This window comes from Mesorhizobium sp. AR07 (assembly GCF_024746815.1).
In the GTDB taxonomy this organism is placed as follows: domain Bacteria; phylum Pseudomonadota; class Alphaproteobacteria; order Rhizobiales; family Rhizobiaceae; genus Mesorhizobium.
Genome location: NZ_CP080525.1, coordinates 4,355,891 through 4,381,608 on the forward strand (window position 1 = coordinate 4,355,891; position 25,718 = coordinate 4,381,608).

A 25,718-nucleotide genomic window follows, 5' to 3' on the forward strand; every position below is an offset into this window, starting at 1 on the left:
GGACAATCCGACTGCCCGGGAATCGCGCCTCGTCTGCGGTTCCGGGGCAGTCGGCACGCGGCGTCAGGGAAGGAGATCCGCGCGCGTTCAGGTGCGACCAGGCGCTCAGTTCGAGGCCAGCGCCTCGGTGACGTATTTTGACGACACGTATTTCGAATAGTCTGAAAGCACCGCGTCGATCTTGCCTTGCTCCTTGAGGAAGGCGGACGCCGCCTCGATCGCCTTGACCGTGCCGCCGCCAAGGAACTTGTCCGAGGCCTGCTCTTCCAGCGTCGGGAAGACATAGCCCTTGAGCAGTTGCGGCACCTCTTCCAGCTTGGCGCCGGTGAGCTTGGCGATCTTTTCCGCTTGCGGCGACGACACCGACCACGCATCCGGCTTGGCCAGGAATTCGGCATAGGCAGCACCCGTCACCTTGACGAAGTCGCGCACCGCTTCCGGGTTTTTCTCGGCAAAGTCGGTGCGCACGATCCAGGCATCGAAGGTCGGCGCGCCCCAGGCGGCGACCTGCGAGGAATCGAGCACCACCTTTCCGCTAGTCTTGATCTGGCCGAGCGCCGGATCCCAGACATAGGCCGCGTCGATGTCGCCGCGCGCGAAGGCGGCAGCGATTTCGGGCGGCCGCAGATTGAGAATCTCGACCGACTTCGGATCGACGCCCTCATGCTTCAGCGCGGCGAGCAGACTGTAGTGCGTCGTCGAGACGAAAGGCACGGCGACTTTCTTGCCGGCGAGATCGGCGACCTTCTCGATGCCGGCGCCGTTGCGGGCGACCAGCGCTTCGGATTGCCCGATCAGGCCGACGACGAAGATGGTCTGGATCGGCAGTTCGCGGCTGGCCGCCGCCGCCAGCGGGCTCGAGCCGACATAGCCGATATCGACCGAACCGGAAGCGACCGCGGCGATGACATCGGCGCCGGAATCGAACTTGCGCCAGTCGATAGCCGCCTTTGTCGCCTTTTCATAGGCGCCGTCGGCCTGCGGCACTTTCGAAGGCTCGACCACCGTCTGGTAGCCGATGGTGATCTTGAGGTCGTCGGCCAAGGCCGGCCCGAGGAAGGCAGCGCCAGCAAGTGCCGCGGAAGAGAGGAGAAGAATGCGTCGCGAAATGGTGGACATGAAGGGCTCCATGAAAACAGAGAAAACCGGATTGCCCCATGATAGTCCGCTAGTTCTATCGTTCTTGTAGAGTTAAATCCTTCCAACCAAAGCGGGCTTGTTAGAAAAAAGTGATCGATGGCGCGGTGCCGGAGCGGATAGGGCGGCTGCTGGTGGGCGTGCGCCTGCCGGCAACGGGCAAACGGCATCTGTCGAGTTCCCGCCCACCCCCTCTGTCCTGCCGGACATCTCCCCCGCAAGGAGGGAGATTGGCAGCTTCGCCGTCGCGCCTCGTGGCTTCAGCGTTGAAGATTGGCGAAAGCGGACGAGATCTCCCTCCTTGCGGCAGGGCAATCACATAAGGATTCTTGCGAAGAGGGACCCCCACCCTAACCCTCCCCACAAGGGGGAGGGAATGCTGCCGCGCGCCTTTGTCCATCATACTCGGCGTCGAACTTCGGTAGTTTGCCGAGGATCGGCGTCTACGAGAGTCTCCCTCCCCCTTGTGGGGAGGGGTTAGGGGTGGGGGTACTCGTAGGGCGAAAGCCTCGGCTTCCCATATGCGATTGCGCTGCCCCTCGAGGGGGAGATGGCCGGCAGGCCAGAGGGGGGTGCTGTCCCGCCGGGATCAACATTCTGCACCGCCGTAAGGCTGCGGCCTATCTGCGTCGCAAACCAGAATTCCCGCTCCGACCAGCGTCAGGGCAAATCCATGCCTCAAACAGCCGTGGATTTAAAAACCTGTTCCGCGTGTTCGAGGGTAAGTATAGTAATCTTATCGACATTAGGGAGGCGACTATGAGCGGCCACCGTATCGCGATAATCGCCGGCAATGCGCTTCGTGCGTCAAAGTCGTGCGCTTTTGTGTCCCTGCGGGCACAAAGGCTGGCTAAAATGGCCATAGCGGCTTGAAAACGAAGCAAAATCAACAGTTCTCGGCTTGTACATCATGTCACTAGAATTTATGTGTCATGCGGGCTTGGACGCGGCGGGAACGCCGGCCAGGCGTTCCGCAACCGATGGCGCCGCGCCGTCGTATGACAGAGAAATTTTGATTTCATGCTCACGAAAAAGGGCAAGTACGGCCTCAAGGCGCTCGTACACCTCGCGCAACTGCCGGCCGGACAGCTCGCTTTCGTTGGCGATATCGCGACCGGCAACACCATTCCGAAGAAATTCCTCGATGCCATCCTTGGCGAGCTGCGCAATGCCGGCTTCGTCCAGAGCCGCAAGGGCAAGGATGGCGGCTATCGCCTGGCGCGGCCGGCCGACGAGATCAAGGTCGGCCACGTCGTGCGCGTCCTCGACGGCCCGCTGGCGCCCATCCCCTGTGCCAGCCGCACCCAGTATCAGCGCTGTGAAGACTGCAACGAGGCGACATGCCAAGTCCGACATCTGATGCTCGAAGTCCGGCAGGCCATCGCCGAGGTGCTCGACCAGCGCAGCCTCGCCGAGATGCGCGACATGACAGGCGACGAACTCTCGACGGCGTTGAGAGTCCAGGCCTGACCCCAGCATTTCGCACCAGGCCGGCAAGCGCATGACCGGGCGCGCCAACTCGATCATCATTGTCGGCGGCGGCGCCAGCGGCGTCGTGCTGGCCGCGCATCTGCTCAAATCGCCCAATCCCGATCTGCGCGTCACGCTGATCGAAAGGCGCCCGCATTTCGGCCAGGGCATCGCCTATTCGACGCTGCTGTCGGCGCATGTGCTGAATGTCAGCGCCAACGGCATGAGCGCCTATGCCGACGATCCCGGCAATTTCTGGCGCTGGCTGCTCGATCGCGGCCTGGCGACCCCGGAGCAGGCGCCGGTCTATGCGCCGCGCAGCCTCTATGCCCGCTATCTCGGCGAATTGCTCGACGATCTCGAGGCGCGCGAGAAGCAGACCGGGCGGCTGCGCCTGATCCGCGAGGAGAGCCGGTCGATCTCGCCCACCCCATCCGGGGTCGAGGTGGCGCTGGCCAACGGCACGAGCGTCGTCGCGCATCTGGCCGTGCTGGCGACCGGCCATGACGAGGAGCCGGCGCAAGGGCACGCGGTCAGGATGGGCTCGGAAGCCGACACGGCACTTACCCCCGACAGCCGCGTCATGGTGCTGGGCACCGGTCTCAGCATGGTCGATGCCTTCCTGGCGCTGGAGCAACGCGGCCATCGCGGCGACATCGTCGCGGTCTCGCGGCGCGGCCTGTTGCCGTCGCCGCACCGCAAGGGCAACCCGATCAAGCTCGACCTCGCCGATATTCCCTTGGGCACCCAGCTGTCCTATTTCGTTGGCTGGTTCCGCGACCTGATCGAGGAGAACCAGAAGGCCGGCATCGACTGGCGCGACGTCGTCGACGGCTTGCGGCCGTTCAACCAGAAGATCTGGCAGAACTGGCCGGCGTCCGCCAAGCGCCGCTTCGTCGAACACACCAAGGCCTGGTGGGACATCCACCGCCATCGCATGGCGCCCGAAGTCTACGCCCGGGTAACCGAGGCGGTGCAGTCCGGCCGGATCCGTCTTGTCGCCGGCCGCGTCGTCGACATCGCGCAGGGCGGCGAGTTCACGGTCCAGGTCCAGTCGCGCCACACGCAGCGCCTCGAGACCTTCGAAATCGCCCGCATCTATGATTGCTCGGGCATCGTCAGGGACATCTCGACCTCGTCGAACAGCGTCGTGCGCTCGCTGGTCGACCGTAGCCTGGCGCGGCCGGATCCGCTGCGCATCGGCCTCGACGTGTCAGCCAATTGCGAGATCATCGCCAGCGACGGCACGGTGTCGTCCAAGATTCTCGCGGTCGGCCCACTGACCCGCGGCACTTTCTTCGAGATCGACGCCATCCCGGATATTCGTGTGCAGTGTGCCAGGCTGAGCAAGCAATTGCTCGGCTGAGTTGCTTCGGCGCTCCATGGCGCCCCCCTCTGGCCTGCCGGCCATCTCCCCCACGGGGTGGGGAGATCGGCTGTCACTACGGCTTTCGCTAATCTTCAACGCTGAAAGAATGGCGCGATCAGCGAAGCTGCCAATCTCCCTCCTTGTGGGGGAGATGGCCGGCAGGCCAGAGGGGGGCGTGCCCCACAGTCCTGCGGGCCATTTGCGCGACGGCGCAACTCCGGAATTTCATTCTCCATCTGGCCGGTCGATTGGCACGATCTATCTTCTTTCCGACTGCAAAGGGCTGGAAAAGGAGATAGGCTGCTGCTCTGCCCGAGGCGGCCGCTTGATCATGGAGCATCGATATGAGCGAGCAGAAGATCGCCGCGGCTGAGAGCGCGTTCTCGGAAAGCCCAACATCGCGCCTGCGTCCACCCTATGCCTCGGTTCTCGACCTGATCGGCCAGACGCCGGTGGTCGAGCTGACCAAATTCGACACCGGAAAATGCCGGCTGTTCATCAAGCTCGAAAGCCAGAACCCGGGCGGCTCGATCAAGGACCGCATCGCGCTGTCGATGATCGCCGCCGCCGAGAGAGAGGGCAAGCTCAGGCCGGGCGGCACCATCGTCGAGGCGACCGCGGGGAATACCGGTCTCGGCCTCGCTCAGGTCGGCATCCCCAAGGGCTACCGCATCGTGCTGGTCGTGCCCGACAAGATGTCGCGCGAAAAAATCCAGCATCTGCGCGCGCTGGGTGCCGAGGTGCGCATGACGCGCTCCGATGTCGGCAAAGGCCACCCGGAATACTATCAGGACATGGCCGAGAAGATCGCCGCCGAAGTTCCCGGTGCTTTCTATGCCAACCAGTTCGCCAATCCGGCCAACCCGCTGGCGCATGAGACGACGACCGGTCCGGAGATCTTCGCCCAGCTCGACAGTGATGTCGACGCGGTGGTCGTCGGTGTCGGCTCGGGCGGCACGCTGACCGGGCTTGGCCGCTACTTCGCCAAAGTGTCGCCGAAGACCGAAATGGTGCTGGCCGATCCGGTCGGCTCGGTGCTGGCGCCGCTGATCAAGACCGGCAAGATGGAAGAGGCCGGCAGCTGGACCGTCGAAGGCATCGGCGAGGATTTCGTGCCGCCCAATGCCGACCTGTCGCTGGTCAAAAAGGCCTACGCCATATCTGACAAGCAGAGCATGCTGGCAGTGCGCGACCTCCTGTCGAGGGAAGGCATTCTGGCCGGCTCGTCGTCCGGCACGCTGCTGTCGGCCGCCTTGCGCTATTGCCGCGAACAGACGGTGCCCAAGCGGGTCGTCACCTTCGTCTGCGACAGCGGCAACAAATATCTGTCGAAAGTGTTCGACGATTTCTGGCTGGCCGAGCAAGGGCTGGCCGAGCAGGAACAGCATGGCGATCTGCGCGACCTGGTCATGCGCTCGCACCGCACCGGCGACACCGTCGCCGTCGGCCCGGACGAAAGCCTGCTCAACGCCTATGGCCGCATGCGCCGCTCCGATGTTTCGCAGCTGCCGGTGCTCGACAATGGCAAGCTCGTCGGCATCGTCGACGAAAGCGACATCCTGGCCAAGGTCGATGGCCCGCATAACGGCCGCTGGGAGCGCTTCAACGGCCCGGTGCGCACCGCGATGACCTCCAATCTGCACACGCTGCAGGCGAGCCAGACGTTGGATGCGCTGCTGCCGGTGTTCGACCGCAACGAGGTCGCCATCATCTTCGACGGCGAGGAGTTCGTCGGCCTGATAACCCGCATCGACCTGATCAACCATCTGAGGCGCGCACGATGACCAGCAACACACCGCCATCCGGCCCATCGGGCAAGAACCGCCTGGCCTTCTCGACGCGCACCATCCATGGCGGCCAAAGCCACGACCCGCTGACCGGCGCGGTGATGGTGCCGATCTACGCCACCTCGACCTATGGCCAGCAGTCGCCCGGCGTGCACAAGGGTTTTGAATATGCCCGCAGCCAGAACCCGACCCGCTTCGCCTTCGAGCGCGCCGTGGCCGACCTCGAAAGCGGCACCAATGCGTTCGCTTTCGCCTCCGGCCTGGCGTCGATCGCCACGGTGCTGGAACTGCTCGACAGCGGCGCCCATATCGTCGCCACCGACGACATCTATGGCGGCTCCTTCCGGCTGATGGAACGGGTGCGCAAGCGCTCGGCCAATCTGCAGGTTAGCTTCGTCGATTTCACCGACCTTGCCGCCGTCGAGGCGGCGATTCGCCCCGAAACAAAGATGCTCTGGGTCGAGACACCGACCAACCCGCTGCTGCGCATCGTCGACCTCGAAGGCGTCGCGGCGCTCGCCAAACGCAAGGGAGTTCTCACGGTCGCCGACAACACGTTTTGCAGCCCTTATCTGCAGCGGCCGCTGGAACTCGGCATCGACATCGTCGTCCACTCGACGACCAAATATCTCAACGGCCATTCCGACATGGTCGGCGGTGTCGCCGTGGTCGGCGACAACAAGGACCTCGCCGCCCAGCTGAAATTCCTGCAGAACGCCATCGGCGCCATTTCGGGCCCATTCGACAGTTTTCTAGCGCTGCGTGGCCTGAAGACGCTGGCGCTCAGGATGGAGCGCCATTCCGCCAACGGCCTCAAGATCGCGCAATGGCTGGAAGGCCGCAAGGATGTCCGCCGCGTCATCTATCCCGGCCTTGCCAGCCATCCGCAGCACGCTATCGCCGTCCAGCAGATGCATGCCTTCGGCGGCATGATCACGGCCGTGCTCGACCGAGATCTGGCGGGGACAAAACGCTTCCTCGAATGCACGCAACTGTTCACGCTGGCCGAAAGCCTCGGCGGCGTGGAGAGCCTGATCGAGCACCCGGCGCTGATGACGCATGGCTCGATTCCTGCCGAGAAGCGGGAGGAGATCGGCATATCGGATTCGCTGGTAAGGTTGTCAGCGGGGATCGAGGACGGCGATGATCTGATTGCGGATCTGGATCAGGCGCTGGGGGGTTAGGGGGACGCCGTGTCTCCGCGCGGCGCGCGATGAGATGAGTCGGCGCCGCCCCTCATTGCCCTGCCGGGCATTTCTCCCCGTATAGTGACGGGGAGAAAGAAGCTGGCCGCAACGCTGGCGATTGGCGAAACCATCGATGACAGCGCCCCTCTCCCCGTCACTATACGGGGAGAGGATGCCGGCAGGCAGGTGAGGGCAGCGCAAACGTCCCAGGCTATGGGCTACGCTCCACCCCGTTGACGCCAACCCGCATCTGCCCGAAATGTAGCGCCCCATGGCCACGCGCGAACCTCCAAAACCCACGGAAACTCCCCTCACCTTCGCCGTGCTGGTGTTTCCCGGCTTTCCCATGATGGCGTTCAGCTCGGTCATCGAGCCGCTGCGCGCCGCCAATGTGCTGGCCAAGCGGCAGTGCTATCGCTGGATCATCGTCGGGGCGACCCAGGGGCCGGTCGAGGCCTCGAACGGTGTCGTCATCCAGCCGGGCTTTTACGCCGAGGACGCGCCCAAGGTCGACCGCATCGTCGTCTGCTCGGGCGGCGACGCCGATCACCTTGTCGCCGAGGACGCCGCGAGCTGGATCCGCCGCAGCCTGCGCAATGGTGCCCATATCGGCGCGGTGGCGGACGCAGCGTTCTTCCTGGCACGGGCCGGCCTGCTCGACGGCCATGCCTGCACCTTGCACTGGACCAGCCAGGCGGCCTTCACCGAGGCGTTTCCCAACATCGAGCTTCGGCGCGACCTCTATGTCATCGACCGCAAGCGCTTCACCTCGGCCGGCGGCGTCGGCAGCCTCGACATGATGCTGGAGATCATCACTCGCGACTACGGCGCCGAGCTGGCCGCCGGCGTCGCCGAATGGTTCGTGCACAGCCAGCTGCGCTCCAGCGTCGACCGCAAGATGATGCCTTTGCGGCTACGCACCGGCGTCCAGAACGAGCTGGTGCTGTCAGCCATCGCCATCATGGAGGACGCGGTCGAGGAGCGGCTCGGCATGACCGAGCTGACGGCTCGGCTCGGCGTGTCGTCCGACAAGCTCGAACGGAGTTTTCGCTCAGAACTCGCCATCTCGCCCAATGGCTACTACCGGCGCCTGCGGCTGAAGCGCGCCGCCGACCTGCTGGCACATTCGACGCTCGCCGTGCGCGACGTGGCACTGGCCTGCGGCTTCGCCTCGATGTCGAGCTTTGCCCGGGCGTTCAGGGAAGAGCACGGGCATCCGCCGAAGCTGGCGCGGAGGCATTAGCTGCCGATTGCTGGCGGGACAGCGCGAAGGATCGCGACGTGTCTGACTTGCCAGCGGCGCCCCGCACAACCCATGCGGTTTTCCGCACAATCCCCTCGCCCCTCTCGCGCCATGCTCAGACCCAGCAACCCACGCAAGGCCAAGTCCCCATGAGCATCGCCGTTTTCGACCCCGACAGCACCGAAGACGTCGACTTCAAGGACCGCGTGCGCCACCCTGCCGCCGCCGATCCGGCCGGCGGCATGTGGCTGTCCGATACCGAGCCGTCCTTCATCGATGCCGACGCCTTGCGCAAGGGGCGGCTGGCCAAGCTGCGCGGCTGGATGCGTGAGGCCGGCTATGGCGGCGTCGTTTTGTTCGACCCCTACAACCAGCGCTATGCCACCGGCTCGCGCAACATGTTCGGCTATTTCCTGCGCAACTCGACGCGCTATTTCTTCGTGCCGACCGTTGGGCCGATCGTGCTGTTCGAATACCCGCAGAGCTACCATGTCTCCATGGTGCTCGACACGATCGACGAGGCGCGTCCGTCCAAGCTGGTGTGGTCGTCGGTCTCGGGCCGCGACGACGAGACCGCCGGCCCGTTCGCCGACGAGATCGCCGAACTGTTGAAGCAGCATGGCGGCGGCTCGATGAAGCTCGGGCTCGACCGCTGCAGCCATCTGCAGGCACTCGCCCTGGAAAAGCGCGGCTGCGAGGTCAGGGATTGCCAGGGCGAAATCCTCGCCGTGCGCGCGGTGAAGACGCCGGAGGAAGTAAAATGCCTGCAAGTGTCGATGGCCGGCGCCGAGGCGGCCGTCTATGCCGTGCGCGAGGCGATCAAGCCCGGCGTCTCCGAAAACGACCTGTTCGCCATCATGTATGGCGAGGTCATCCGCCAGGGCGGCGAGTTCATCGAAACCCGGCTCTTGACCTCCGGCCAGCGCACCAACCCTTGGTTCAACGAGGCCAGCGGCCGCAAGATCCGGCCCGGCGAACTCTTGGCGCTCGATACCGACACCATCGGCTGCTACGGCTATTATTCGGATTTCTCCCGCACCTTCCGCTGCGGACCGGGCAAGCCGACGCCCTACCAGAAGTCGCTCTACCGCATGGCGCACGACCAGGTTCAGCACAACATCGGGGTCGTCAAACCCGGCATGGCGTTCCGCGAGATCGCCGAAAAGGCCTGGAAGATCCCCGACCGCTTCGTCGACCAGCGCTACACCTCGGTCATGCACGGCGTCGGCATGCATGGCGAAACGCCGTTCATCGCGCACGCCATGGACTACGAGACCTATGGCCGCGACGGCCATATCGTGCCAGGCATGGTGGTGAGCGTGGAAAGCTATATCGGCGAGAAGGGCGGCCGCGAGGGCGTCAAGCTGGAGGACGAGATCCTGATCACCGACACCGGCACCGAACTCCTGTCGCGCTTCCCCTATGAGGACGAGTTTCTGGAGAAACAGGTTTGATGCTCGCTGCTCGCCTTGTTGAACCGTCGCGAACGTTTGGGGATAGCCGCAGCGCCCATCGCTTCGTCATCCTAGGGCGAAGCAAGGAGCGCAGCGACGCGGCGCAGACCCTAGGATCCATGCCGCGACTTCAAAGCGCTGCCACGGTCCGGAATCTGCTCCGTTGCAAGCTACGCCCGAGGTCACGGCATGGATCCTCGGGTCTGCGCGTCCGCTTCGCTCCCGCTCCGCCCGTGGATGACGAAGTCGGGGGGCTTCGGCCAATCCCTACGGCTTCCGATAGCGCACTGAGAGCGACTGCATCGGCTCTTGCGTGCCCAGGCGCAGCATGAAAACCCCCATCGCCATCCAGCGCGGCACCGTGGCCGCCGCCTTCATCGACCTGCAGGAAGAGCACCGGCAGGACCAGCGCTATCTGGTCGAGGGTTTTGCCGGCATCCTCGCCAACGTCCGGCGCCTGCAGGCGGCGGCGCGGCAAAACCATGTGCCGCTCTACCACTGGGCCTACATCGTTGACCTCGACAAACAGGACCGGCCCTTTCATCCGCTGAGCGCCGACGGCAAGTCGGCCTTCTCCGACAAGAGCGACCCGCTGACCGCAATCTGCCATGAGGTCGCGCCCGCCAAGGACGAGGCCCTGCTGATCAAGGCCGAGGCCAGCGCCTTCCGCAGCGGCCCGGCCACCGATCAGTTGAAGGCGCGCGGCATCGAATGGCTTGTTATCGCCGGCGTCTGGACCGAGGCCTGCATTGACGCCTCAGTCAAGGATGCCGTCGCGAAGGGCTTTCGCGTGCTGCTGGTCAAGGATGCCTGCGGCAGCGGCAGTGCTGCCATGCACCAGACCGGCATCCTCAACCTCGCCAACCGGCTCTATGGCGGCGCCGTCACCGATACCGACGGCGCGTGCCGGCTGCTGGCGGGTGAAAGCGTCACCGTCTGGCAGGTCGAAGGCTCGGTGCCGCTGCGCTTCAGTTTTGAAAACGCGGCGGAGCTCTACGCGGATCTATGACAGGTTGAGCAGACCGAAATGACCAGCCGCGGCAAATACGAGACCCGCCTCGACCCGTCTTTGTGGGCCTATATCGACGCGGTCAACACCTGGTATCCGCCCGAGATCATCGGCCTGCCGATCGACAGGCAGCGCGCGGTCTATGACAGCATGTGCCGGGCCTTCCACCAGGGTCGCCCACCAGGGGTCAAAGCCAGCGACGGCCTGATTGCTGCCGCCGACCGTGACATCCCGGTCCGCCGCTACCGGCTCGCCGGCACGGTCGCGCGGGCCATGGTGGTCTACTTTCACGGCGGCGGCTTCATCCTTGGCGGGCTCGACAGTCATGACGACATCTGCGCCGAGCTCTGCGCCGGCACCGGTTTCGACGTGCTGTCGGTCGACTACCGGCTGGCGCCCGAGCATCTGCACCCCGCCGCCTTCGACGACGCCGTCACCGCCTTCGAATGGGCGGCGGCGACCATCGACCTGCCGCTTGTGCTGTGCGGCGAAAGCGCCGGCGGCAACCTGGCGGCAGCGGTGGCGCAGGCGACACGCCGCCATATCAGAGCCGCGACCGGCCAGCTGCTCATCTATCCCGAACTCGGCGGCGATGAGAGCGCCGGCTCCTATATCGAGCACGCCGACGCGCCGCTGCTGTCGGTGGCCGACATCGCCTTCTACCGCGACGTCCGCGCGGCCAGGCGCCAATCGCCCGACGACCCGACCTTCTCGCCGCTGCGCGACACCGATTTCTCCGCCCTGCCGCCGACGGTGATCGTCACCGCCGAATGCGATCCGCTGTCGTCGGATGGCGAGACCTACCGCGACCGCATTTTGGCCAACGGCGGCAAGGCATGGTGGCACGAAGAGCCGGGATTGGTGCACAGCTTCCTGCGCGCCCGCACGACTGTGCCGGCCGCGGCGGAGGCGTTTGGGCGGATCGTGGCGGCGGTTGGCGCGCTGGGCCGGGGCGAGTGGCCGTATTGAGGGCCGAGGAGAAGGCGCCAGCGGCGAGGCGCCAATCTCCCCCCTTGAGGGGGAGATGCCCGGCAGGGCAGAGGGGGGCGCGAAGGATCGCGGCTTCATTCCAGCTTGGGTTCCTCGCCCCCCACGCGAGTGGGGGAGAGGTGGCTCGGCGAAGTCGAGACGGAGAGGGGGAACCGCGCCATACGAAAGCCCCCTCTCCGGCCGCTTCGCGGTCACCTCTCCCCCGCTTTGCGGGGGCGAGGAACCCAGCTCTTGACAAGTCCGCGGGACAGCGTCCCCCTCTGTCCTGCCGGACATCTCCCCCTCAAGTGGGGAGATTGGCTAATCCCCCCTCGCGGAACACCGCACAATCACTGCGGAAACCAGAACACTCCCCAACGTCACCCCGCTTTATCATTCCTCCAGGCACCCGGCGGTCGCGTCCGCCCCCGCGTCTGTCGATCGACCGGGGCGCCCAACAACAGGGGAACGACGATGAAATTCATGCTGACCGACAGGAAATTGCACCCGAAAGCCAAACCCGTCGCCGACGATTTCAGGACGGGCGGCATCAATCGCCGCGAATATCTCGCTTTGATGGCCGGCCTCGGCGTCAGCGCCGCCGGCGCACTGGCGCTGGGTGGCCTTGCCTCAACGCCGGCCCGCGCCGCCCAGCCGAAGAAAGGCGGCGTGTTGCGCGTTGCCATGAACGTCAAGGGCTTCAAGGACCCGCGCACCTTCGACGGCGTGGAGATGTCGAACATCGCCCGCCACTGCAACGAATATCTGGTGCGCTGGAACACCGATTTCTCCTTCGAACCCTGGCTGCTCGAAGGCTGGGAGGCGAGTGACGACGCCAAGACGCTGACGCTGCATGTGCGCAAGGGCATCACCTGGTCGAATGGCGATGCCTTCAACGCCGACGACGTCATCCACAACCTCACCCGCTGGTGCGACGCCTCCGTAGCAGGCAATTCGGTCGCCGCGCGCATGGGCGCGCTGGTCAATGCCGACACCAAGAAGCTCGTCGATGGCGGCATCCAGAGGGTCGACGACTTCACGATAAAACTCAATCTGCCGAAACCCGACATCTCGCTGATCGCCGGCATGGCCGACTATCCGGCGCTGATCATGCACCGCTCCTATGAGGGTGACGGCGACCCCAGGAAGGCGCTGGCCATCACCACCGGCCCGTGCGAGCTGGTCAGCTGGGATGCCGAGACCGGTGCCGAGGTGAAGCGCAAGGACAAGCCCTGGTGGAAGGGCGAGTTCTGGCTCGACGGCATCAAATGGGTCGATTACGGCTCCGACCCCAACGCCATGCTGTCGGCGTTCGAATCCGGCGAGATCGACACCGACCACGAAACCGCCTCCGATGCCGTCTCGCAGACCGACAAGATGGGGCTCAAAAATTCCGAGATCGCCACCGGCTCCACCATCGTCGCCCGCTTCAATGTCGGCAACGCGCCCTATGACGACGCCAAGGCGCGCCGCGCCGCCCAGCTCGCCGTCGACAATGCCGCCGTGCTGAAGCTCGGCCTCGACGACAGGGGCAAGCCCGCCGACAACCACCATGTCGGCCCCATGCACCCCGAATATGCCGATATCGGCCCGGCCAAACGTGACGTGGAGGCGGCGAAAAAACTGCTCGCCGAGGCCGGCAAGGCCGACCACGAATTCGACCTCATCTCCGTCGATGTCGAATGGCAAAAGAGCACCGGCGACGCCATCGCCGCCCAGATGCGCGAGGCCGGCCTGAAGATCAAGCGCACCGTGCTGCCCGCCGCCACCTTCTGGAACGACTGGAGCAAATACCCCTTCTCCTGCACCGAATGGCTCGGCCGCCCGCTCGGCGTCCAGGTGCTGGCGCTGGCCTACAAATCGGGCGCCGCCTGGAACGAGAGCGCCTACAAGAACCCGGAGTTCGACACCCTGCTCGACAAGGCGCTGGCAACGCCGGACGCCAAGGCGCGCAAGGAGATCATGGCCAAGATCGAGCAGAATCTGCGCGATTCCGGCATCATCATCCAACCCTACTGGCGCTCGGTCTACCGCACCTACCGCAAAGGCATCGAAGGCTGCGAACAGCACCAGGCGCTGGAGCAGCATTTTGAGAAGGTGTGGATTGAGAGTTGAGAGCGCGCCGACGCTTCTTGCCTTCTCCCTTTGTGGGAGAAGGTGGATTGCCGCAAAAGCGGCAAGACGGATGAGGGGTGTTCCAGCTTGGCGATACGTCAACAGTCACCGCATTAAAGCAAGGACCACCAACGCCTCACTCCGTCCAGCACCCCTCAACCGTCTCGGCGCTGCGCGCCGATCCACCGCCCTGGGCGAGTCACGGGCCTCGCCCGCCCTTCGGGCACCACAAGGGGAGAAGGCAAGAGGGCGCCCCTACCGCCCCATCTTCACATGCGGCGCCAGCCGGCGGATCGCGACCATCATGTCGGTCTCCGAAATATCCAGCGACGACCTCTCCATATGCACGGTGTCCCCGCCCACCTCAGCATCAGGTCCAGCGCATTGGCGTTGGAATATTTGATCGCCTCGGGCAAGGCTCCGGTCAGTTCGAAATCGACCAATGTCGGCCCGCCATGGTTGCCATGCACCGTAGGGCTACGCCCGACTGTCCGGCGAACCTTCGAGCGGCTTTCCGGCAGAAACTCCGGGTCGTTCCCGGCAGAAATACAGGATCACCAGCATCACCGCGATAAGAACAATGGCGTAGTAGACCGATCCGCGTGCATAGACCTCAGCCTTCTCCACGGGAAGCGAGCGCCCTTGGCTGGCTGCACGCGCAATGATCGAGGCTATCAGCGCGTCGCGGGAGAAGGCGACGTTTATCACGGTCACTGGCAGGGCCGACGCGAACAGCAGGGCATTGTAGCGCTTCGCTTTCGGCTGGAACCGCAGCAACATCACGCCACACCAACTGCAAAGGGCGCTGTAGAGCGCCACAGCCGCCGTCTTCAACGGCGTGTGCTCGACCATGAGCAGGAACGGCGTGCCGTCGCCAGGTTCGGTCAGGCGCAGCAGGTACCAAATCCCGGAGATGAAGCCCAGCGTGCCGAGCAAGAGGTTGGCCCATTGACGCTGGCCGGCGGGTTGCTCGGCAAGCGCATAGGCCAAAAGCCACTCGCCCAGCGAGGCGTTGGCGAAACGTAACACGCAGAGCAATATCAGCGACAGAACCTGCCGGGCCGCCCATGACATCGGCTGGCCAAGAACGGTCTCCGCAACGCCGGGAAACAACCGGTCAACCAGAACAACGGCCGCGTTTATCCAGACGTAGTCGATGCAGAGACTGAGAAACCGCAGGACATATTTGCGCAATTTGAAATCCCCTGAAAGGCCAGATGTATCCCCTCTGCCAGCCGCTCATCAATCGGATTTCAGCAAGGTCCAGATCCAGCCGATGAAGGTAAGCAGCAGGAACGGATAGCCGGCGGCGGGCAGCGGCGACGAGGTCGGCAGCAAAGGCGTGCCCCAGATGATCAGGCCCGCCGACACGACAAACAACGCGGCAGCCACGACAGCGGTGAGCCGCATCCACAAGGCAAAGGTTTTCGGCGTGCTGATCAGCACAAGTGCCGCCGCCCACAGCGAGATGCCGCCGACATAGGAAGGCACGCTGGCCTCGAGGCCCGCCGCATTGCCGGCCAGCAGCAGGCTCTCGCCGGCGAGAAAGGTCAGGAACCCGGCCGCAACGCAGTCATTGCCCAGCCGCTGATACTTCATCGTCAACAGCGCGGTCGCCACCACGAGTGCCACGCCGTCGATCGTCCACAGCGTTTCGCGCAGCGCGTCGCTGCCCACGAAGGTGCCGGCAAGGCCAAGAGCGCCGCCGATGGCGAGGCCGATCGCGGCGACGATGTCCAGAGGATTGGAACGCATTTGAGATCTCCTCCAAGCCGAGGAGAGGATACGCCAAGGCGGGGCGTTCTCAAAGAGTGGTCCGTTGTCCAGAGGGCAGCGCGTTGGGCGGCGCGATGCGGATGGGGTCGGGCGGTGCTCGGTCAGCTCAAGATTGATCAGCCGAGGCAGCCGACCGCAAACAGGATGAGCAGGAACACCGGCCCGCGCGCGGTATCAGAAGAATGCGCCACGAACGTCAGCACGCCGACGACGGCCGCGCGACAAACGGCGCGATCGCCTTGAAGGTGGCTCCTAAAAGGCATTCCGGTGGAAGCCGAGGACGCACCGAGGAAAGCCAATACTTCAACCCAAGAATTCTTCCAGCCGTCCCCTCAATTCAGGTATATCTTTGATCTCGCAGGCCCAGACGACAAGCACTTCCCATCCCGACTCCCGCAATGCTGATTCCACGCGCAAATCTCGCGCTATGTTGTCTTGGAACTTGGCCTGCCAGAAATCCACACGGGTCTTAGGGGTGGTGGTGTGCCGGCAACCTGGATGTCGATGCCAAAAGCAACCATGGACAAACAGAACCCGCTTGCGCCTAGGGAAAACCAAATCTGGTGATCCGGGTAATGAATGACGGTGCAAGCGAAACCTGTAGCCCATAGAATTCACGAGCCGTCTGATTATCATCTCCGGCTGTGTGTTGCGCGACTTGACGCGGGACATCAAACGGCTTCGATCGGGTGGCACGGGTTCCAGTGGTGATGGCATCTTTTCGTAAGACTCTCTTCGTGCAATCGGTATCTTATATGTGCAGCCAGCGATCGAGACTCAAATAGTGGCAAAAATGGCAAATCAAGAACTAAGCGAATCAGCAATTCAGGATGCCGTCGAAACCGCTCGGAATGAGGTTCGCTACCTTGTAACCGACTTCCCAGTGGACACACTTATACGAAAATTTAAAGAAGAAGAAAACGTCGACGAGGGCGACATATATATTCCCAACTACCAGAGGACCCTACAGTGGAGTGTTGATCAAAAATCTTATTTCATCGAAAGCCTCCTTCTCAGAATACCTATTCCACCAATCTTTTTCTACGAAGTGGGCGGGCGACTGGAGGTCGTGGACGGATCTCAGAGAATTCGCACTTTAGTCGAGTTTCGAAATGATAAGTTTAAACTGAATAATCTTGAAAAACTCGACTCGCTAAATGGTTTAAAGTTCAGCAAAATCCCAATTGTTAGCAAAAAAAGATTCTTGAACAGCCCGATCCGCTCGTTTGTCCTAGAAGAAGGTACGGATGAAAGCTCTCGAGTTGAACTTTTTCGCAGAATAAACACGTCTTCAAAGCAGTTAACCGAAGCAGAAATTAGAAATGGAGCTTATCAAGGCCCTTTTCTCGATCTAGTGGTAGATTGTGCCAACAGAAATGTTTTCAAGCACCTCGCGCCGGGTACAGGTTCGCGCGGCAATAGAAATCCTGAAAGTGAGCGGCAAGAGCTGGTAGCTAGGTTCTTTGTCTATTCACGATCTTACAAGGATTTCGTCCACGATGTTCAGCGTTTCATCGATAATCATTTCAAAAAACTCAATAAGGAATTGCTTCCAGCGGAGCTGGGAGCGATGTCGGAGGAGTTCGACAGGGTTATGAATTTTATCGCACACAATGCGGCGAATGCCTTCTTTAGAACGGATAAGACAAAGCAGGTACCAAGGGTTCGATTCGAAGCTATCGCAGTTGGCGTTTGCTTAGCTCTTCGAGAGGCTCCGCAGTTGCAAATTGCGAATTTTGATTGGCTTGATGAGGCCGACTTCTACCAATTGATTCGAACTGATGCGAGTAACAGTGGGCCTCGCCTCAGGTCGAGAATCGAATACGTCCGGGACAAGATTCTTGAACAACAATGAGTGAAATCGACGCCCTGGAGACCAAATTTGATGAGCTTGAAACGGTCCTTAAGCTAACGAGGGAGCTTGAGAAGAGGCAGCGGTCCAACGTTAGAAATTACTACCAGAAGCAGCAGCTCATAGCCTCAGTACGAGCGACTACGTATGTAATGCTTTACAATGCTCTGGAAAGCGCGATGCGCGCCGTTATGAAGTCTATACGAGAACGAATTGAAGCAGACGGAATATTGTTTGGCGATGCGGCGGAGTACTGGCGGCTTGACGTTGTACAGGCCATTTTCTTAGATCGTATGCAAAACGGAACGAGTCATGGAAATGTACTGACAGATTTTATCCCACTAACAAGCTTGCCCTTGGCTTGGGACGAACAAAAGAAAGATCGACTTCCATTTAGTGGAAATTTCGGCCAAGCTTCCGCCCTTAAATTGAAGGATGGTTTAGCGATCGCTTGGGCCGCGCCGCCACATACCCTAGTGGATGGAATCTAACACTTGGTGCCCACGTTTGACGGCAGCAATGATTTTGTCGGGATCGGCGGTCCAAGTGAAGGGTTTGGGTTGCTGGTTGTGCTCTGCCACGAAGCGGTTGATTGCCGCCTGGAGGTCGACGACGGAGTGGAAGACGCCTCGCTTGAGACGACGCGTGGAGAGTTTGGCGAAGAAGCCCTCGACGGCATTGAGCCACGAGCATGAGGTCGGCGTGAAGTGGAAGGTGAAGCGCTGATGGCGGTCGAGCCAGGCACGCACCTTGGGGTGCTTGTGAGCGGCGTAGTTGTCGAGGATGACATGGACCGCCTTGCCGGCCGGCGCCTCGGTGTCGATGGCGTTGAGGAAGCGGATGAACTCCTGGTGGCGGTGACGCTGCATGTTGCGGCCGATGACGGCGCCGTCGAGCACGTTGAGAGCGGCAAACAGCGTGGTGGTGCCGTGCCGCTTATAATCGTGCGTCATGGTGCCGAGCCTTCCCTTCTTCATGGGCAGGCCGGGCTGGGTGCGGTCCAGTGCCTGGATCTGGCTCTTCTCGTCGACCGACAGCACGATGGCGTGGGCCGGCGGATCGACATAGAGGCCGACGACGTCGCGCAACTTGTCGATGAATTTCGGATCGTTGGAGAGCTTGAACTGCCGCCAGCGGTTTGGCTGCAGCCCGTGCGCCTTCCAGATGCGGCGCACCGCGCTGGCGCTGATGCCGGCGGCCCTGGCCATCATGTCGGCGGTCCAGTGCGTCGTTTCCCCTGGCGGGTCGTCGAGCGCCAGCGCCACGACGCGCTCAGCGATCTCAGGCCCGAGCGGCGCAATGCGCGAGGGACGCGTCTTGTCGCGCAGCAGCCCCTCGAAGCCTTCCGTGGCGAAGCGCTCCTGCCAGCGCCACACGCAGGTCTTGGATTTGCCGGTCCGCCCCATGATTTCGATCGTGCCGGCGCCGGTGGCGCTCAACAGCACGATCTCGGCGCGCCACACATGCTTCTGCGGGCTGTTACGATCTTTGACCAGGGCAACCAAACGCCGATGGTCAGAAGGCGAGACGGTGAGAGATATTCCTGTGCGCATACCGCAGACTCGCACGCGCTCAGCCAAAAGGGAATCCCGATCCGGACTCTTATGTCAGGCGGAAACCACTAGGTGGTAGCGACCTCGATAATGTGCGTGAACGTCGCAACGCCCTGGCCCACGGTCTTGAATCCTTTTCAGAAGCAGGAGGCGAGGTGCTGGCGAAGGACCTTTTGGATATGTTAGATCGCGTTCGGAAATTTATGGTGTCTTACATTTCAGCGCTTGAAGCCTATCGTGACTCTCAGGGCTATCTTAAGCAGCTTCCGCAAGGGCCAAATAACAACGCAGGTCCTCCATAAACTCCTGGTTCTTTCTAAGCGGAGCTACTTCAAAGCGACGAGTGAACCCTGCAATCGCTCGCTTCGATACGGGTTTTGGCGCGTGCAATCCAAAGTCGCTTAATAGAATTATTGTTGAGGAGGCGGGTCCTTCACCAGTTACGGCGAGACCTGTCATTTTTCTTTCGGGGCCGCCATAGGCGGCTCGAGGCAATCGCTCTCCTGGAACTATAGTCGTCCAGCCATCGTTAGCGACAGGGTCTGAGGCAACGATTTTGCTGCCAATCCACTCGGCGACTGGAACACTCACCGCATTGCCTGTCAACAGCCATCGTTGCCGAACGCCCTTTGGAAAAGGATCTGCGGCTTCCGTCCAATCGACAGGAAACCCCTGCAATCTTTCGGCATCTTCGATTCCTGGTGAGATGAAATTTGAGGTTTCACGATTCCAGATAGCGGGCGGCGACGGGATGCTAAGACCTGAACCGCCCTTCAGTGGTGGTATTGCTTCGGGCGACCATCCGAGGCCGCGATTTCCTTCAGTCCAATAAAATCCAACCATCTTCGGTTCTTCTAAAACCGGAGGCCGTTGCTCCTCAATCCCATCAAATAGAATGGTCTCGGGACTGTGATTCAACGAAGCCAAAACGAACAAACGGCGGCGGCGCTGTGGAAGCCCGAAGGACCTCGTATCAAGTATCCGATAGGCCCATCGGTAGCCCAATTGTTCAAGTTGCGCCGTCACATATCTGACCGACTCCCCCTTATGCAAATCGAGGGCGAATGCGACGTTTTCCAAAAGGACGTATTCTGGTTTTTGATCGCTTGCTGCAATTAGGCGAAATACTTCGCTGATGAGGCCCGAGCGATCCCCCCCTAGTCCCCTCATGCCTCCCGCCAGGCTAATGTCTTGACAGGGCCAACCAGCAGTTACGATATCGCAATCCGGGAGTGAGCCGAGAGTGGTTATGTCTGGCGCTAGTTCGATATCAGGAAATCGATGGGCGAGGACCGCCCTGGCGACAGGGTCCGACTCGCACATTAACACCGTACTAAAGCCTGCCTTCTCGAGGCCTTTTTCGAAACCGCCAATCCCGCTGAATAAGCTCACGACGCGGAGGGAATCGGTTTCACGAATCATGTTTGCATCTTAGTCGGGTCGGGAAAGAAACTCGAGCAAAAATTTTCTCAATCCCCCATCTTCAGCGCCTGAATGAACGCCTCCTGCGGAATATCCACTTTCCCGAACTGCCGCATCCGCTTCTTGCCTTCTTTCTGCTTGTCCAGCAGCTTGCGCTTGCGCGAGACGTCGCCGCCGTAGCACTTGGCGGTCACGTCCTTGCGCAGCGCCGAGATGGTTTCGCGGGCAATGACCTTGCCGCCGATCGCGGCCTGGATCGGGATCTTGAACAGATGGTTCGGGATCAGCTCCTTCAGCTTCTCGCACATCTGCCGGCCGCGCCTTTCCGCCGCCGTGCGGTGCACCAGCATCGACAGCGCGTCGACCGGCTCCTCATTGACCAGGATCGACATCTTCACCAGGTCGCCTTCCTTGTAGTCGGTCAGGTGGTAGTCGAACGAGGCATAGCCCTTGGAGATCGACTTCAGCCGGTCATAGAAATCGAAGACCACTTCGTTGAGCGGCAGATCGTAGATCAGCATGGCGCGCTTGCCGACATAGGAGAGGTCGGCCTGGATGCCGCGCCGGTCCTGGCAGAGTTTTAGAATGCCGCCGAGATAGTCGTCGGGCGTCAAAATGGTGGCGCGGATCCATGGCTCCTCGATCGCCGCGATCTTCACCACGTCGGGCATGTCGGCCGGGTTGTGCAGTTCCTTCATCGAACCGTCGGTGAGCAGCAGCCGGTAGACGACGCTCGGCGCCGTGGCGATCAGGTCGAGGTTGAACTCGCGCTCCAGCCGCTCCTGGATGATTTCCAGATGTAAGAGGCCAAGGAAGCCGCAGCGATAGCCGAAGCCGAGCGCGGCACTGGTTTCCATTTCATAAGAGAAGGAAGCGTCGTTGAGGCGCAGTTTGCCGACCGCGGCGCGCAGATCCTCGAAATCGGCGGCGTCGACCGGGAACAGGCCGCAGAACACCACCGGCTGCGCCGGCTTGAAGCCGGGCAGCGCCTTGGCCGTCTGGCGCTTGTCCTCGGTGATGGTGTCGCCGACGCGGGTGTCGGCCACTTCCTTGATCGAGCCGGTGAAGAAGCCGAACTCGCCGGGGCCGAGTTCGTCGACATTGATGCGGGCCGGCGTGAACACGCCGGTGCGCTCGACCAGGTGTTTTGCGCCGGTGCCCATCATGCGGATGGTCTGGCCCTTCTTCAAAACGCCGTCGATGATGCGCACCAGCACGATGACGCCGAGATAGGCGTCGTACCAGCTGTCGACCAGCATGGCCTTGAGCGGTGCTGACGCATCGCCCTCGCGCGGCGGCGGCAAGTGGTGGACGATCGCTTCCAGCACATCGGGAATGCCCAAGCCGGTCTTGGCCGAGATCAGCACGGCGTTGGACGCGTCGATGCCGATCACCTCCTCGACCTGCTCGCGGATGCGCTCGGGCTCGGCGGCCGGCAGGTCGACCTTGTTCAGCACCACGACGATCTCGTGGTTGTTGTCGATCGCCTGGTAGACATTGGCCAGCGTCTGCGCCTCGACGCCCTGCGAGGCGTCGACGACCAGCAGCGAGCCCTCGCAGGCGGCGAGCGAGCGCGATACTTCATAGGCGAAGTCGACATGGCCGGGCGTGTCGATCAGGTTGAGGATATAGTCCTCGCCATTGTTGGCGTGGTATTTCAGCCGCACCGTCTGCGCCTTGATGGTGATGCCGCGCTCGCGCTCGATGTCCATCGAGTCCAGCACCTGTTCCTTCATGTCGCGCAGCTCCAGCCCGCCGGTCAGCTGGATCAGCCGGTCGGCAAGCGTGGATTTGCCATGGTCGATATGGGCGACGATGGAGAAATTGCGGATATGGTCGAGGGGCGTGCTCATGGCGCGCGTTTAGCAGGGGCCGGTAGTATCGGCAAGCGGCACAGCCGCTGCCGGGGCAAGCGGCACATCAGCGGGGCAAGCTGCGCACCCGCTGCGGCAGGGCAATCGCAAGGAAGCTGAGGCTTTCGCCCTATGAGGTACCCCCACCCTAACCCTCCCCACAAGGGGGAGGGAATGCGGCCACGCGCCTTTGTCCATCATATTCGGCGTCGAACTTGGGCAGTTTGCCGAGATCGGCGCCTACGAGAGTCTCCCTCCCCCTTGTGGGGAGGGGTTAGGGGTGGGGGTATTCGTAGGGCGAAAACCTCGGCTTCCCATATGCCATTGCCCTGCCTTGAGGGGTAGGGGTCAGGGACGTGCCGGGCAACCATCTCACAATTTTCATATGCGATTGCCCAATCCGCCGCCGGAGCAAGCTTTGGCACTTGTCGGCTTTATCAGGCGATTTCCCGGAAAATCGATAAATTTTAACCAAGTGCGTTAGAGCATAATTTGTGACTGTCATGTTAGCCGGGAGAGATATTCCTTTATAAGGATCAAGACATGCGGGGGTTAGCAGGCAGGTTTGTCAGGTCGAGGAGCGGTTCGTTCGCGCCGATCCTCATCCTCAGTATGGTTCCGATTATCGCCGCCATCGGCTTTTCGGTCGACTACACCTCGGCCGTCCAGACCAGGTCGGACATGCAGGCAGCCCTCGATGCCGGGATCCTGTCGATCACCACGATGAATGTTAACTCGACGCTGCCGCAGCGCCAGGTGGCGCTCCAGCAATCCTTCGCCGCCAACGGTGCACCGGCGGGGGCCGCCGCGACGCTGAACAGCTTCGTGGTTGCCGCCGACGGCACCGCTACCGCGCAGGCCACGGCGAGTTTCGCCATGCCGACCGTTTTCATGCAGATCGCCAGGATCAACACCGTGCCGGTCTCCGTCGCATCGGCGGTGAGCAAGAACCCGGCGCTGGTGCAGGCCACCTTCAAGGTCACCGGGGTGTCGGGCTGGTGGAATAAGACAATGACGCTCTACGGCACGCAATTCGGTGCGACGGTGGCCAAGCCGCTGATGACGATCGTCTATACCTATGGCAAAACCGGGGATCCGAAAGGCTACGGCACCACCACCGTCAACACCATCACCAATTCGGGCGGCCAGGACATCACCACGATGGTCCAGCAGCAGGTCTGCACCGTCGGCGGCGCCAAGCCTGTCGGGGCGGTGACCACGACCGATGCGAATGGCACGACATATTACTGTGTCAATACGATGTTTCCGCCCAATGGCTCCGGCGCGGTGATCGATGTCAGCCAGATGGGCGGCCTCTATCTGCAGATGGACGTGCCGTCGGGCAACCCGAAAAAGCTGTTGTCGAACGACCCGACCACCTCCAACCGGCTCTACAACTCGAACGACCCGAACATCCCCCCAGTCGAGATCCCGACCGGCCAGGTCGTCGACATCTTCGGCATCGTGCCCTGCGGCACGACAGGCTACCAGGCCTGGGAGGACGGCGGCAGCCCCGTGCCGGCGCCTGTCAGCAACGCCGACTTCTTCTACAATGTCACCGGCAAATGCGCCTTCAACCAGCGGGCCAACCAAACGCTGCTGACGCAGTAAGATGCTCTTTACCTTCGCCCCCTGGGGAGAAGGTGGATCGGCGCGAAGCGCCGAGACGGATGAGGGGTGCTGGACGGAGCGCAACGGCCGGCTAATCTGACTCCATGCCACATCAACCTGTCCCTCCGGCCAAACGCGGCTTTGCCCGTTCACTCCGGCGCGAAATGACCGAGGCGGAGGGCAGGCTGTGCATGAGCTGCGCGACCGCAGGCTCGACCGGATAAAATTTCGGCGCCAGGTTCCTTTTGGAAAGTACATTGCCGATTTCGTTTGCCTGGAAGCAGGCCTGATCATCGAAATCGATGGCAGCCAGCACGCGGACTCGGATTCCGACCGGAGTCGCGACGCGGAACTGAAGGCGAGTGGCTTTCGCGTTCTGCGCTTCTGGAACGACGATGTTCTAAAGGACTTGAACGCAGTTTGTGACACTATCATCGCCTATGTGAGGGATACAAGTTTGCAACCGTGGCGGTAAATGGCGCGCCCTTTCCTTCTCCCCTGTGGGAGAAGGTGGCCTCGCGAAGCGAGGTCGGATGAGGGGTATTCCAGAAGACGCCGACGCCTCATTCCTTCCAACATCCCTCATCCGTCTCGGCGCTGCGCGCCGATCCACCTTCTCCCGCAAGGGGAGAAGGGAGAACGCCGGCGACACGATCACAAACCGGTGAGCGCTGTAACGAAGCCCGTGGCGGCGGCGAAGTGGGGACATGAGCGGCGCATCCGGGCGCCGTCACCCACGGAGCAAGCCGATGTCGCGATCCTGCAAGCTTGTCGTACTGTCCAGCCTGGGCGCACTTGCGCTCGCGGTGTCACTCGGGGCGGCCGCGGCCCAGCCGCTCACCGTGGTCGAGCTGTTCACCAGCCAGGGCTGCTCGTCATGCCCGCCGGCCAACGCCAATCTGATCAAGGTCAAGGACCAGTCCGGCGTGCTGGCGCTGTCGTTCAATGTCACCTACTGGGACTATCTCGGCTGGAAGGACACGTTCGGCAAGCAGGAATTCACCCAGCGCCAGGTCGCTTACGAGCCCGCGCTCGGTCATGACGGTCCGTTCACGCCGCAAGTGGTGGTCAACGGCCATGCCGACGTCGTCGGCGCGGCACCTGGCGAAATCCAGCACCTGATCTCGAGTGCCCGCCCTATCAGCGGACCGTCACTGTCGCTTGGCAGCGGCAAGGTCAGCATCGGCGCCGGCTCGGCCCCTTCTGGCCGGGCCGATGTCTGGCTGGTGCGCTATGCCAAGGGCGTCGTCCAGGTGCCGGTGGCGCGCGGCGAAAACACCGGCCGCACCTTGCCGCACGCCAATGTCGTGCATTCGCTGAAGAAGCTGGGCAGCTGGACCGGCGACGCCACCGCACTGGATGTGCCGGCGGCCGCGAACGGGCTCAGCACCGCCGTGCTGGTGCAGTCGCCCGGCGGCGGCCCGATCCTGGCCGCCACGACCAACTGAAGTTCCAACGGAGCACGGACTTCAACGGGATCGTGCTCCAACAACGATCTGCGCAGCGCCGCGCGAGTGGTGATGCGAGAGCCCGGCCGCCAAGAGGGCGCGCCATCACGACCAACCCCAAGGAGACCATCATGACCACTTTTTCTCGGCTGACATCGTCGGCCCGCCTGACGCTGCCGGCGCTCGCTCTCGCTCTGTGCTCGACGGCGCTGCTGGCCGGCGGCATTGCCCGCGCCGACGACGCGACCAACGCCATGAAGCCCGCCGCCAACGCGATGAAACCCGCGGCCGATGCGATGGCACCCGACGCGACGAGCACGAGCGCTATGAAACCCGCAGCGAATGCCATGAAACCGGCAGCGGATGCCATGAAGCCGGCGGCTAATGCCATGAAACCCGCCGCCGACGCGATGAAGCCCGCGGCGGACGCCATGGCTCCGGCCAATTGAGTTTGGTCCGTGGC

General features: G+C 62.4%; 22 protein-coding genes. 15 read left to right on the forward strand and 7 right to left on the reverse strand.

Translation table 11 applies throughout. The annotated features are described in order from the left end of the window. Positions 1–105: 105 nt before the first annotated feature. Positions 106–1,119: a taurine ABC transporter substrate-binding protein gene (gene tauA / locus BPNPMPFG_RS22110; RefSeq protein WP_258590784.1), complete on the reverse strand. Its 1,014-nt coding sequence runs from the start codon at positions 1,117–1,119 to the stop codon at positions 106–108. 1,038 nt (positions 1,120–2,157) lie between these two features. Between tauA and BPNPMPFG_RS22115 the strand changes: the two genes are divergently transcribed. The 9 genes from BPNPMPFG_RS22115 to BPNPMPFG_RS22155 all read left to right on the forward strand — a co-directional run bounded on the left by BPNPMPFG_RS22115 (position 2,158) and on the right by BPNPMPFG_RS22155 (position 13,740). Further along, complete coding sequence (locus BPNPMPFG_RS22115; protein ID WP_258590785.1) at positions 2,158–2,607, forward strand: RrF2 family transcriptional regulator; 450 nt, start codon at positions 2,158–2,160, stop codon at positions 2,605–2,607. Between the two features lie 31 nt (positions 2,608–2,638). Beyond that, entirely contained in the window at positions 2,639–3,973 is a 1,335-nt protein-coding gene (locus tag BPNPMPFG_RS22120; protein WP_258590786.1) for an FAD/NAD(P)-binding protein, read from the forward strand. A 347-nt stretch (positions 3,974–4,320) separates the two neighbouring features. Further along, complete coding sequence (locus BPNPMPFG_RS22125) at positions 4,321–5,760, forward strand: pyridoxal-phosphate dependent enzyme (RefSeq protein ID WP_258590787.1); 1,440 nt, start codon at positions 4,321–4,323, stop codon at positions 5,758–5,760. Continuing rightward, complete coding sequence (locus tag BPNPMPFG_RS22130; protein WP_258590788.1) at positions 5,757–6,947, forward strand: trans-sulfuration enzyme family protein; 1,191 nt, start codon at positions 5,757–5,759, stop codon at positions 6,945–6,947. Before BPNPMPFG_RS22125 ends, BPNPMPFG_RS22130 begins: the two co-directional genes overlap by 4 nt. 274 nt (positions 6,948–7,221) lie before the next feature. After that, positions 7,222–8,193, forward strand: coding sequence for a GlxA family transcriptional regulator (locus BPNPMPFG_RS22135; RefSeq protein WP_258590789.1), 972 nt, complete (start codon positions 7,222–7,224; stop codon positions 8,191–8,193). Positions 8,194–8,342: 149 nt separating this feature from the next. Then, positions 8,343–9,647, forward strand: coding sequence for a M24 family metallopeptidase (locus BPNPMPFG_RS22140; RefSeq protein ID WP_258590790.1), 1,305 nt, complete (start codon positions 8,343–8,345; stop codon positions 9,645–9,647). Positions 9,648–9,975: 328 nt separating this feature from the next. After that, entirely contained in the window at positions 9,976–10,656 is a 681-nt protein-coding gene (locus BPNPMPFG_RS22145; RefSeq protein WP_258590791.1) for an isochorismatase family protein, read from the forward strand. Positions 10,657–10,674: 18 nt separating this feature from the next. Next, positions 10,675–11,625 (forward strand): alpha/beta hydrolase, encoded by a 951-nt coding sequence (locus BPNPMPFG_RS22150; RefSeq protein ID WP_258590792.1) that lies wholly within the window; start codon positions 10,675–10,677, stop codon positions 11,623–11,625. Between the two features lie 474 nt (positions 11,626–12,099). After that, positions 12,100–13,740, forward strand: a complete 1,641-nt coding sequence (locus tag BPNPMPFG_RS22155) for an ABC transporter substrate-binding protein (RefSeq protein ID WP_258590793.1) — start codon at positions 12,100–12,102, stop codon at positions 13,738–13,740. 477 nt (positions 13,741–14,217) lie between these two features. Here BPNPMPFG_RS22155 and BPNPMPFG_RS22160 read toward each other — a convergent pair whose 3' ends face one another. The 3 genes from BPNPMPFG_RS22160 to BPNPMPFG_RS22170 all read right to left on the reverse strand — a co-directional run bounded on the left by BPNPMPFG_RS22160 (position 14,218) and on the right by BPNPMPFG_RS22170 (position 16,233). Next, entirely contained in the window at positions 14,218–14,934 is a 717-nt protein-coding gene (locus tag BPNPMPFG_RS22160; RefSeq protein ID WP_258590794.1) for a hypothetical protein, read from the reverse strand. 48 nt (positions 14,935–14,982) lie between these two features. Next, positions 14,983–15,495 (reverse strand): hypothetical protein, encoded by a 513-nt coding sequence (locus BPNPMPFG_RS22165; protein ID WP_258590795.1) that lies wholly within the window; start codon positions 15,493–15,495, stop codon positions 14,983–14,985. Between the two features lie 324 nt (positions 15,496–15,819). Next, positions 15,820–16,233, reverse strand: coding sequence for a very short patch repair endonuclease (locus tag BPNPMPFG_RS22170; RefSeq protein ID WP_258590796.1), 414 nt, complete (start codon positions 16,231–16,233; stop codon positions 15,820–15,822). Positions 16,234–16,309: 76 nt separating this feature from the next. On the opposite strand from BPNPMPFG_RS22170, the gene BPNPMPFG_RS22175 reads away from it, so the two are divergent. Together BPNPMPFG_RS22175 and BPNPMPFG_RS22180 are read left to right on the forward strand one after the other, a co-directional pair. Beyond that, positions 16,310–17,371: a DUF262 domain-containing protein gene (locus tag BPNPMPFG_RS22175; RefSeq protein ID WP_258596857.1), complete on the forward strand. Its 1,062-nt coding sequence runs from the start codon at positions 16,310–16,312 to the stop codon at positions 17,369–17,371. Beyond that, the gene (locus BPNPMPFG_RS22180) at positions 17,368–17,859 is read left to right on the forward strand and encodes a hypothetical protein (RefSeq protein ID WP_258590797.1); all 492 of its coding nucleotides are present in this window, start codon (positions 17,368–17,370) and stop codon (positions 17,857–17,859) included. Before BPNPMPFG_RS22175 ends, BPNPMPFG_RS22180 begins: the two co-directional genes overlap by 4 nt. On the opposite strand, the gene BPNPMPFG_RS22185 is transcribed toward BPNPMPFG_RS22180, so the two are convergent. The 3 genes from BPNPMPFG_RS22185 to lepA form a co-directional block, all read right to left on the reverse strand. Continuing rightward, on the reverse strand, positions 17,842–18,921 hold the full coding sequence (locus BPNPMPFG_RS22185) for an IS630 family transposase (protein ID WP_258590135.1): 1,080 nt from the start codon (positions 18,919–18,921) through the stop codon (positions 17,842–17,844). The two genes, BPNPMPFG_RS22180 and BPNPMPFG_RS22185, sit on opposite strands and share 18 nt — an antisense overlap. 255 nt (positions 18,922–19,176) lie before the next feature. Further along, positions 19,177–20,343, reverse strand: a complete 1,167-nt coding sequence (locus BPNPMPFG_RS22190; RefSeq protein WP_258590798.1) for a DNA cytosine methyltransferase — start codon at positions 20,341–20,343, stop codon at positions 19,177–19,179. Positions 20,344–20,390: 47 nt separating this feature from the next. Then, positions 20,391–22,196 (reverse strand): translation elongation factor 4, encoded by a 1,806-nt coding sequence (gene lepA, locus BPNPMPFG_RS22195; protein WP_258590799.1) that lies wholly within the window; start codon positions 22,194–22,196, stop codon positions 20,391–20,393. 543 nt (positions 22,197–22,739) lie between these two features. Between lepA and BPNPMPFG_RS22200 the strand changes: the two genes are divergently transcribed. From BPNPMPFG_RS22200 to BPNPMPFG_RS22215, 4 genes are all read left to right on the forward strand, one after another. Then, on the forward strand, positions 22,740–23,807 hold the full coding sequence (locus BPNPMPFG_RS22200) for a TadE/TadG family type IV pilus assembly protein (protein ID WP_258590800.1): 1,068 nt from the start codon (positions 22,740–22,742) through the stop codon (positions 23,805–23,807). A gap of 187 nt (positions 23,808–23,994) precedes the next feature. After that, positions 23,995–24,282, forward strand: coding sequence for an endonuclease domain-containing protein (locus BPNPMPFG_RS22205; protein ID WP_319945948.1), 288 nt, complete (start codon positions 23,995–23,997; stop codon positions 24,280–24,282). Positions 24,283–24,556: 274 nt separating this feature from the next. Continuing rightward, positions 24,557–25,255: a DUF1223 domain-containing protein gene (locus BPNPMPFG_RS22210; protein WP_258590801.1), complete on the forward strand. Its 699-nt coding sequence runs from the start codon at positions 24,557–24,559 to the stop codon at positions 25,253–25,255. A gap of 131 nt (positions 25,256–25,386) precedes the next feature. Then, a complete protein-coding gene (locus BPNPMPFG_RS22215; protein WP_258590802.1) occupies positions 25,387–25,704 on the forward strand; it encodes a hypothetical protein in 318 nt (105 codons plus the stop codon). Positions 25,705–25,718: the final 14 nt, after the last annotated feature.

Bases quoted from the DNA above. Each gene is read 5' to 3' on its own strand.
- BPNPMPFG_RS22140 (WP_258590790.1), top strand. From the start codon at position 8,343: ATGAGCATCGCCGTTTTCGACCCCGACAGCACCGAAGACGTCGACTTC.
- BPNPMPFG_RS22155 (WP_258590793.1), top strand. From the start codon at position 12,100: ATGAAATTCATGCTGACCGACAGGAAATTGCACCCGAAAGCCAAACCC.
- BPNPMPFG_RS22165 (WP_258590795.1), bottom strand. From the start codon at position 15,495: ATGCGTTCCAATCCTCTGGACATCGTCGCCGCGATCGGCCTCGCCATC.
- tauA (WP_258590784.1), bottom strand. From the start codon at position 1,119: ATGTCCACCATTTCGCGACGCATTCTTCTCCTCTCTTCCGCGGCACTT.
- BPNPMPFG_RS22120 (WP_258590786.1), top strand. From the start codon at position 2,639: ATGACCGGGCGCGCCAACTCGATCATCATTGTCGGCGGCGGCGCCAGC.
- BPNPMPFG_RS22145 (WP_258590791.1), top strand. From the start codon at position 9,976: ATGAAAACCCCCATCGCCATCCAGCGCGGCACCGTGGCCGCCGCCTTC.
- BPNPMPFG_RS22180 (WP_258590797.1), top strand. From the start codon at position 17,368: ATGAGTGAAATCGACGCCCTGGAGACCAAATTTGATGAGCTTGAAACG.
- BPNPMPFG_RS22190 (WP_258590798.1), bottom strand. From the start codon at position 20,343: ATGATTCGTGAAACCGATTCCCTCCGCGTCGTGAGCTTATTCAGCGGG.
- BPNPMPFG_RS22215 (WP_258590802.1), top strand. From the start codon at position 25,387: ATGACCACTTTTTCTCGGCTGACATCGTCGGCCCGCCTGACGCTGCCG.
- BPNPMPFG_RS22125 (WP_258590787.1), top strand. From the start codon at position 4,321: ATGAGCGAGCAGAAGATCGCCGCGGCTGAGAGCGCGTTCTCGGAAAGC.
- BPNPMPFG_RS22185 (WP_258590135.1), bottom strand. From the start codon at position 18,921: ATGCGCACAGGAATATCTCTCACCGTCTCGCCTTCTGACCATCGGCGT.
- BPNPMPFG_RS22200 (WP_258590800.1), top strand. From the start codon at position 22,740: ATGCGGGGGTTAGCAGGCAGGTTTGTCAGGTCGAGGAGCGGTTCGTTC.
- BPNPMPFG_RS22175 (WP_258596857.1), top strand. From the start codon at position 16,310: ATGGCAAATCAAGAACTAAGCGAATCAGCAATTCAGGATGCCGTCGAA.
- BPNPMPFG_RS22210 (WP_258590801.1), top strand. From the start codon at position 24,557: ATGTCGCGATCCTGCAAGCTTGTCGTACTGTCCAGCCTGGGCGCACTT.
- BPNPMPFG_RS22150 (WP_258590792.1), top strand. From the start codon at position 10,675: ATGACCAGCCGCGGCAAATACGAGACCCGCCTCGACCCGTCTTTGTGG.
- BPNPMPFG_RS22135 (WP_258590789.1), top strand. From the start codon at position 7,222: ATGGCCACGCGCGAACCTCCAAAACCCACGGAAACTCCCCTCACCTTC.
- BPNPMPFG_RS22130 (WP_258590788.1), top strand. From the start codon at position 5,757: ATGACCAGCAACACACCGCCATCCGGCCCATCGGGCAAGAACCGCCTG.
- BPNPMPFG_RS22170 (WP_258590796.1), bottom strand. From the start codon at position 16,233: ATGCCATCACCACTGGAACCCGTGCCACCCGATCGAAGCCGTTTGATG.
- BPNPMPFG_RS22115 (WP_258590785.1), top strand. From the start codon at position 2,158: ATGCTCACGAAAAAGGGCAAGTACGGCCTCAAGGCGCTCGTACACCTC.
- lepA (WP_258590799.1), bottom strand. From the start codon at position 22,196: ATGAGCACGCCCCTCGACCATATCCGCAATTTCTCCATCGTCGCCCAT.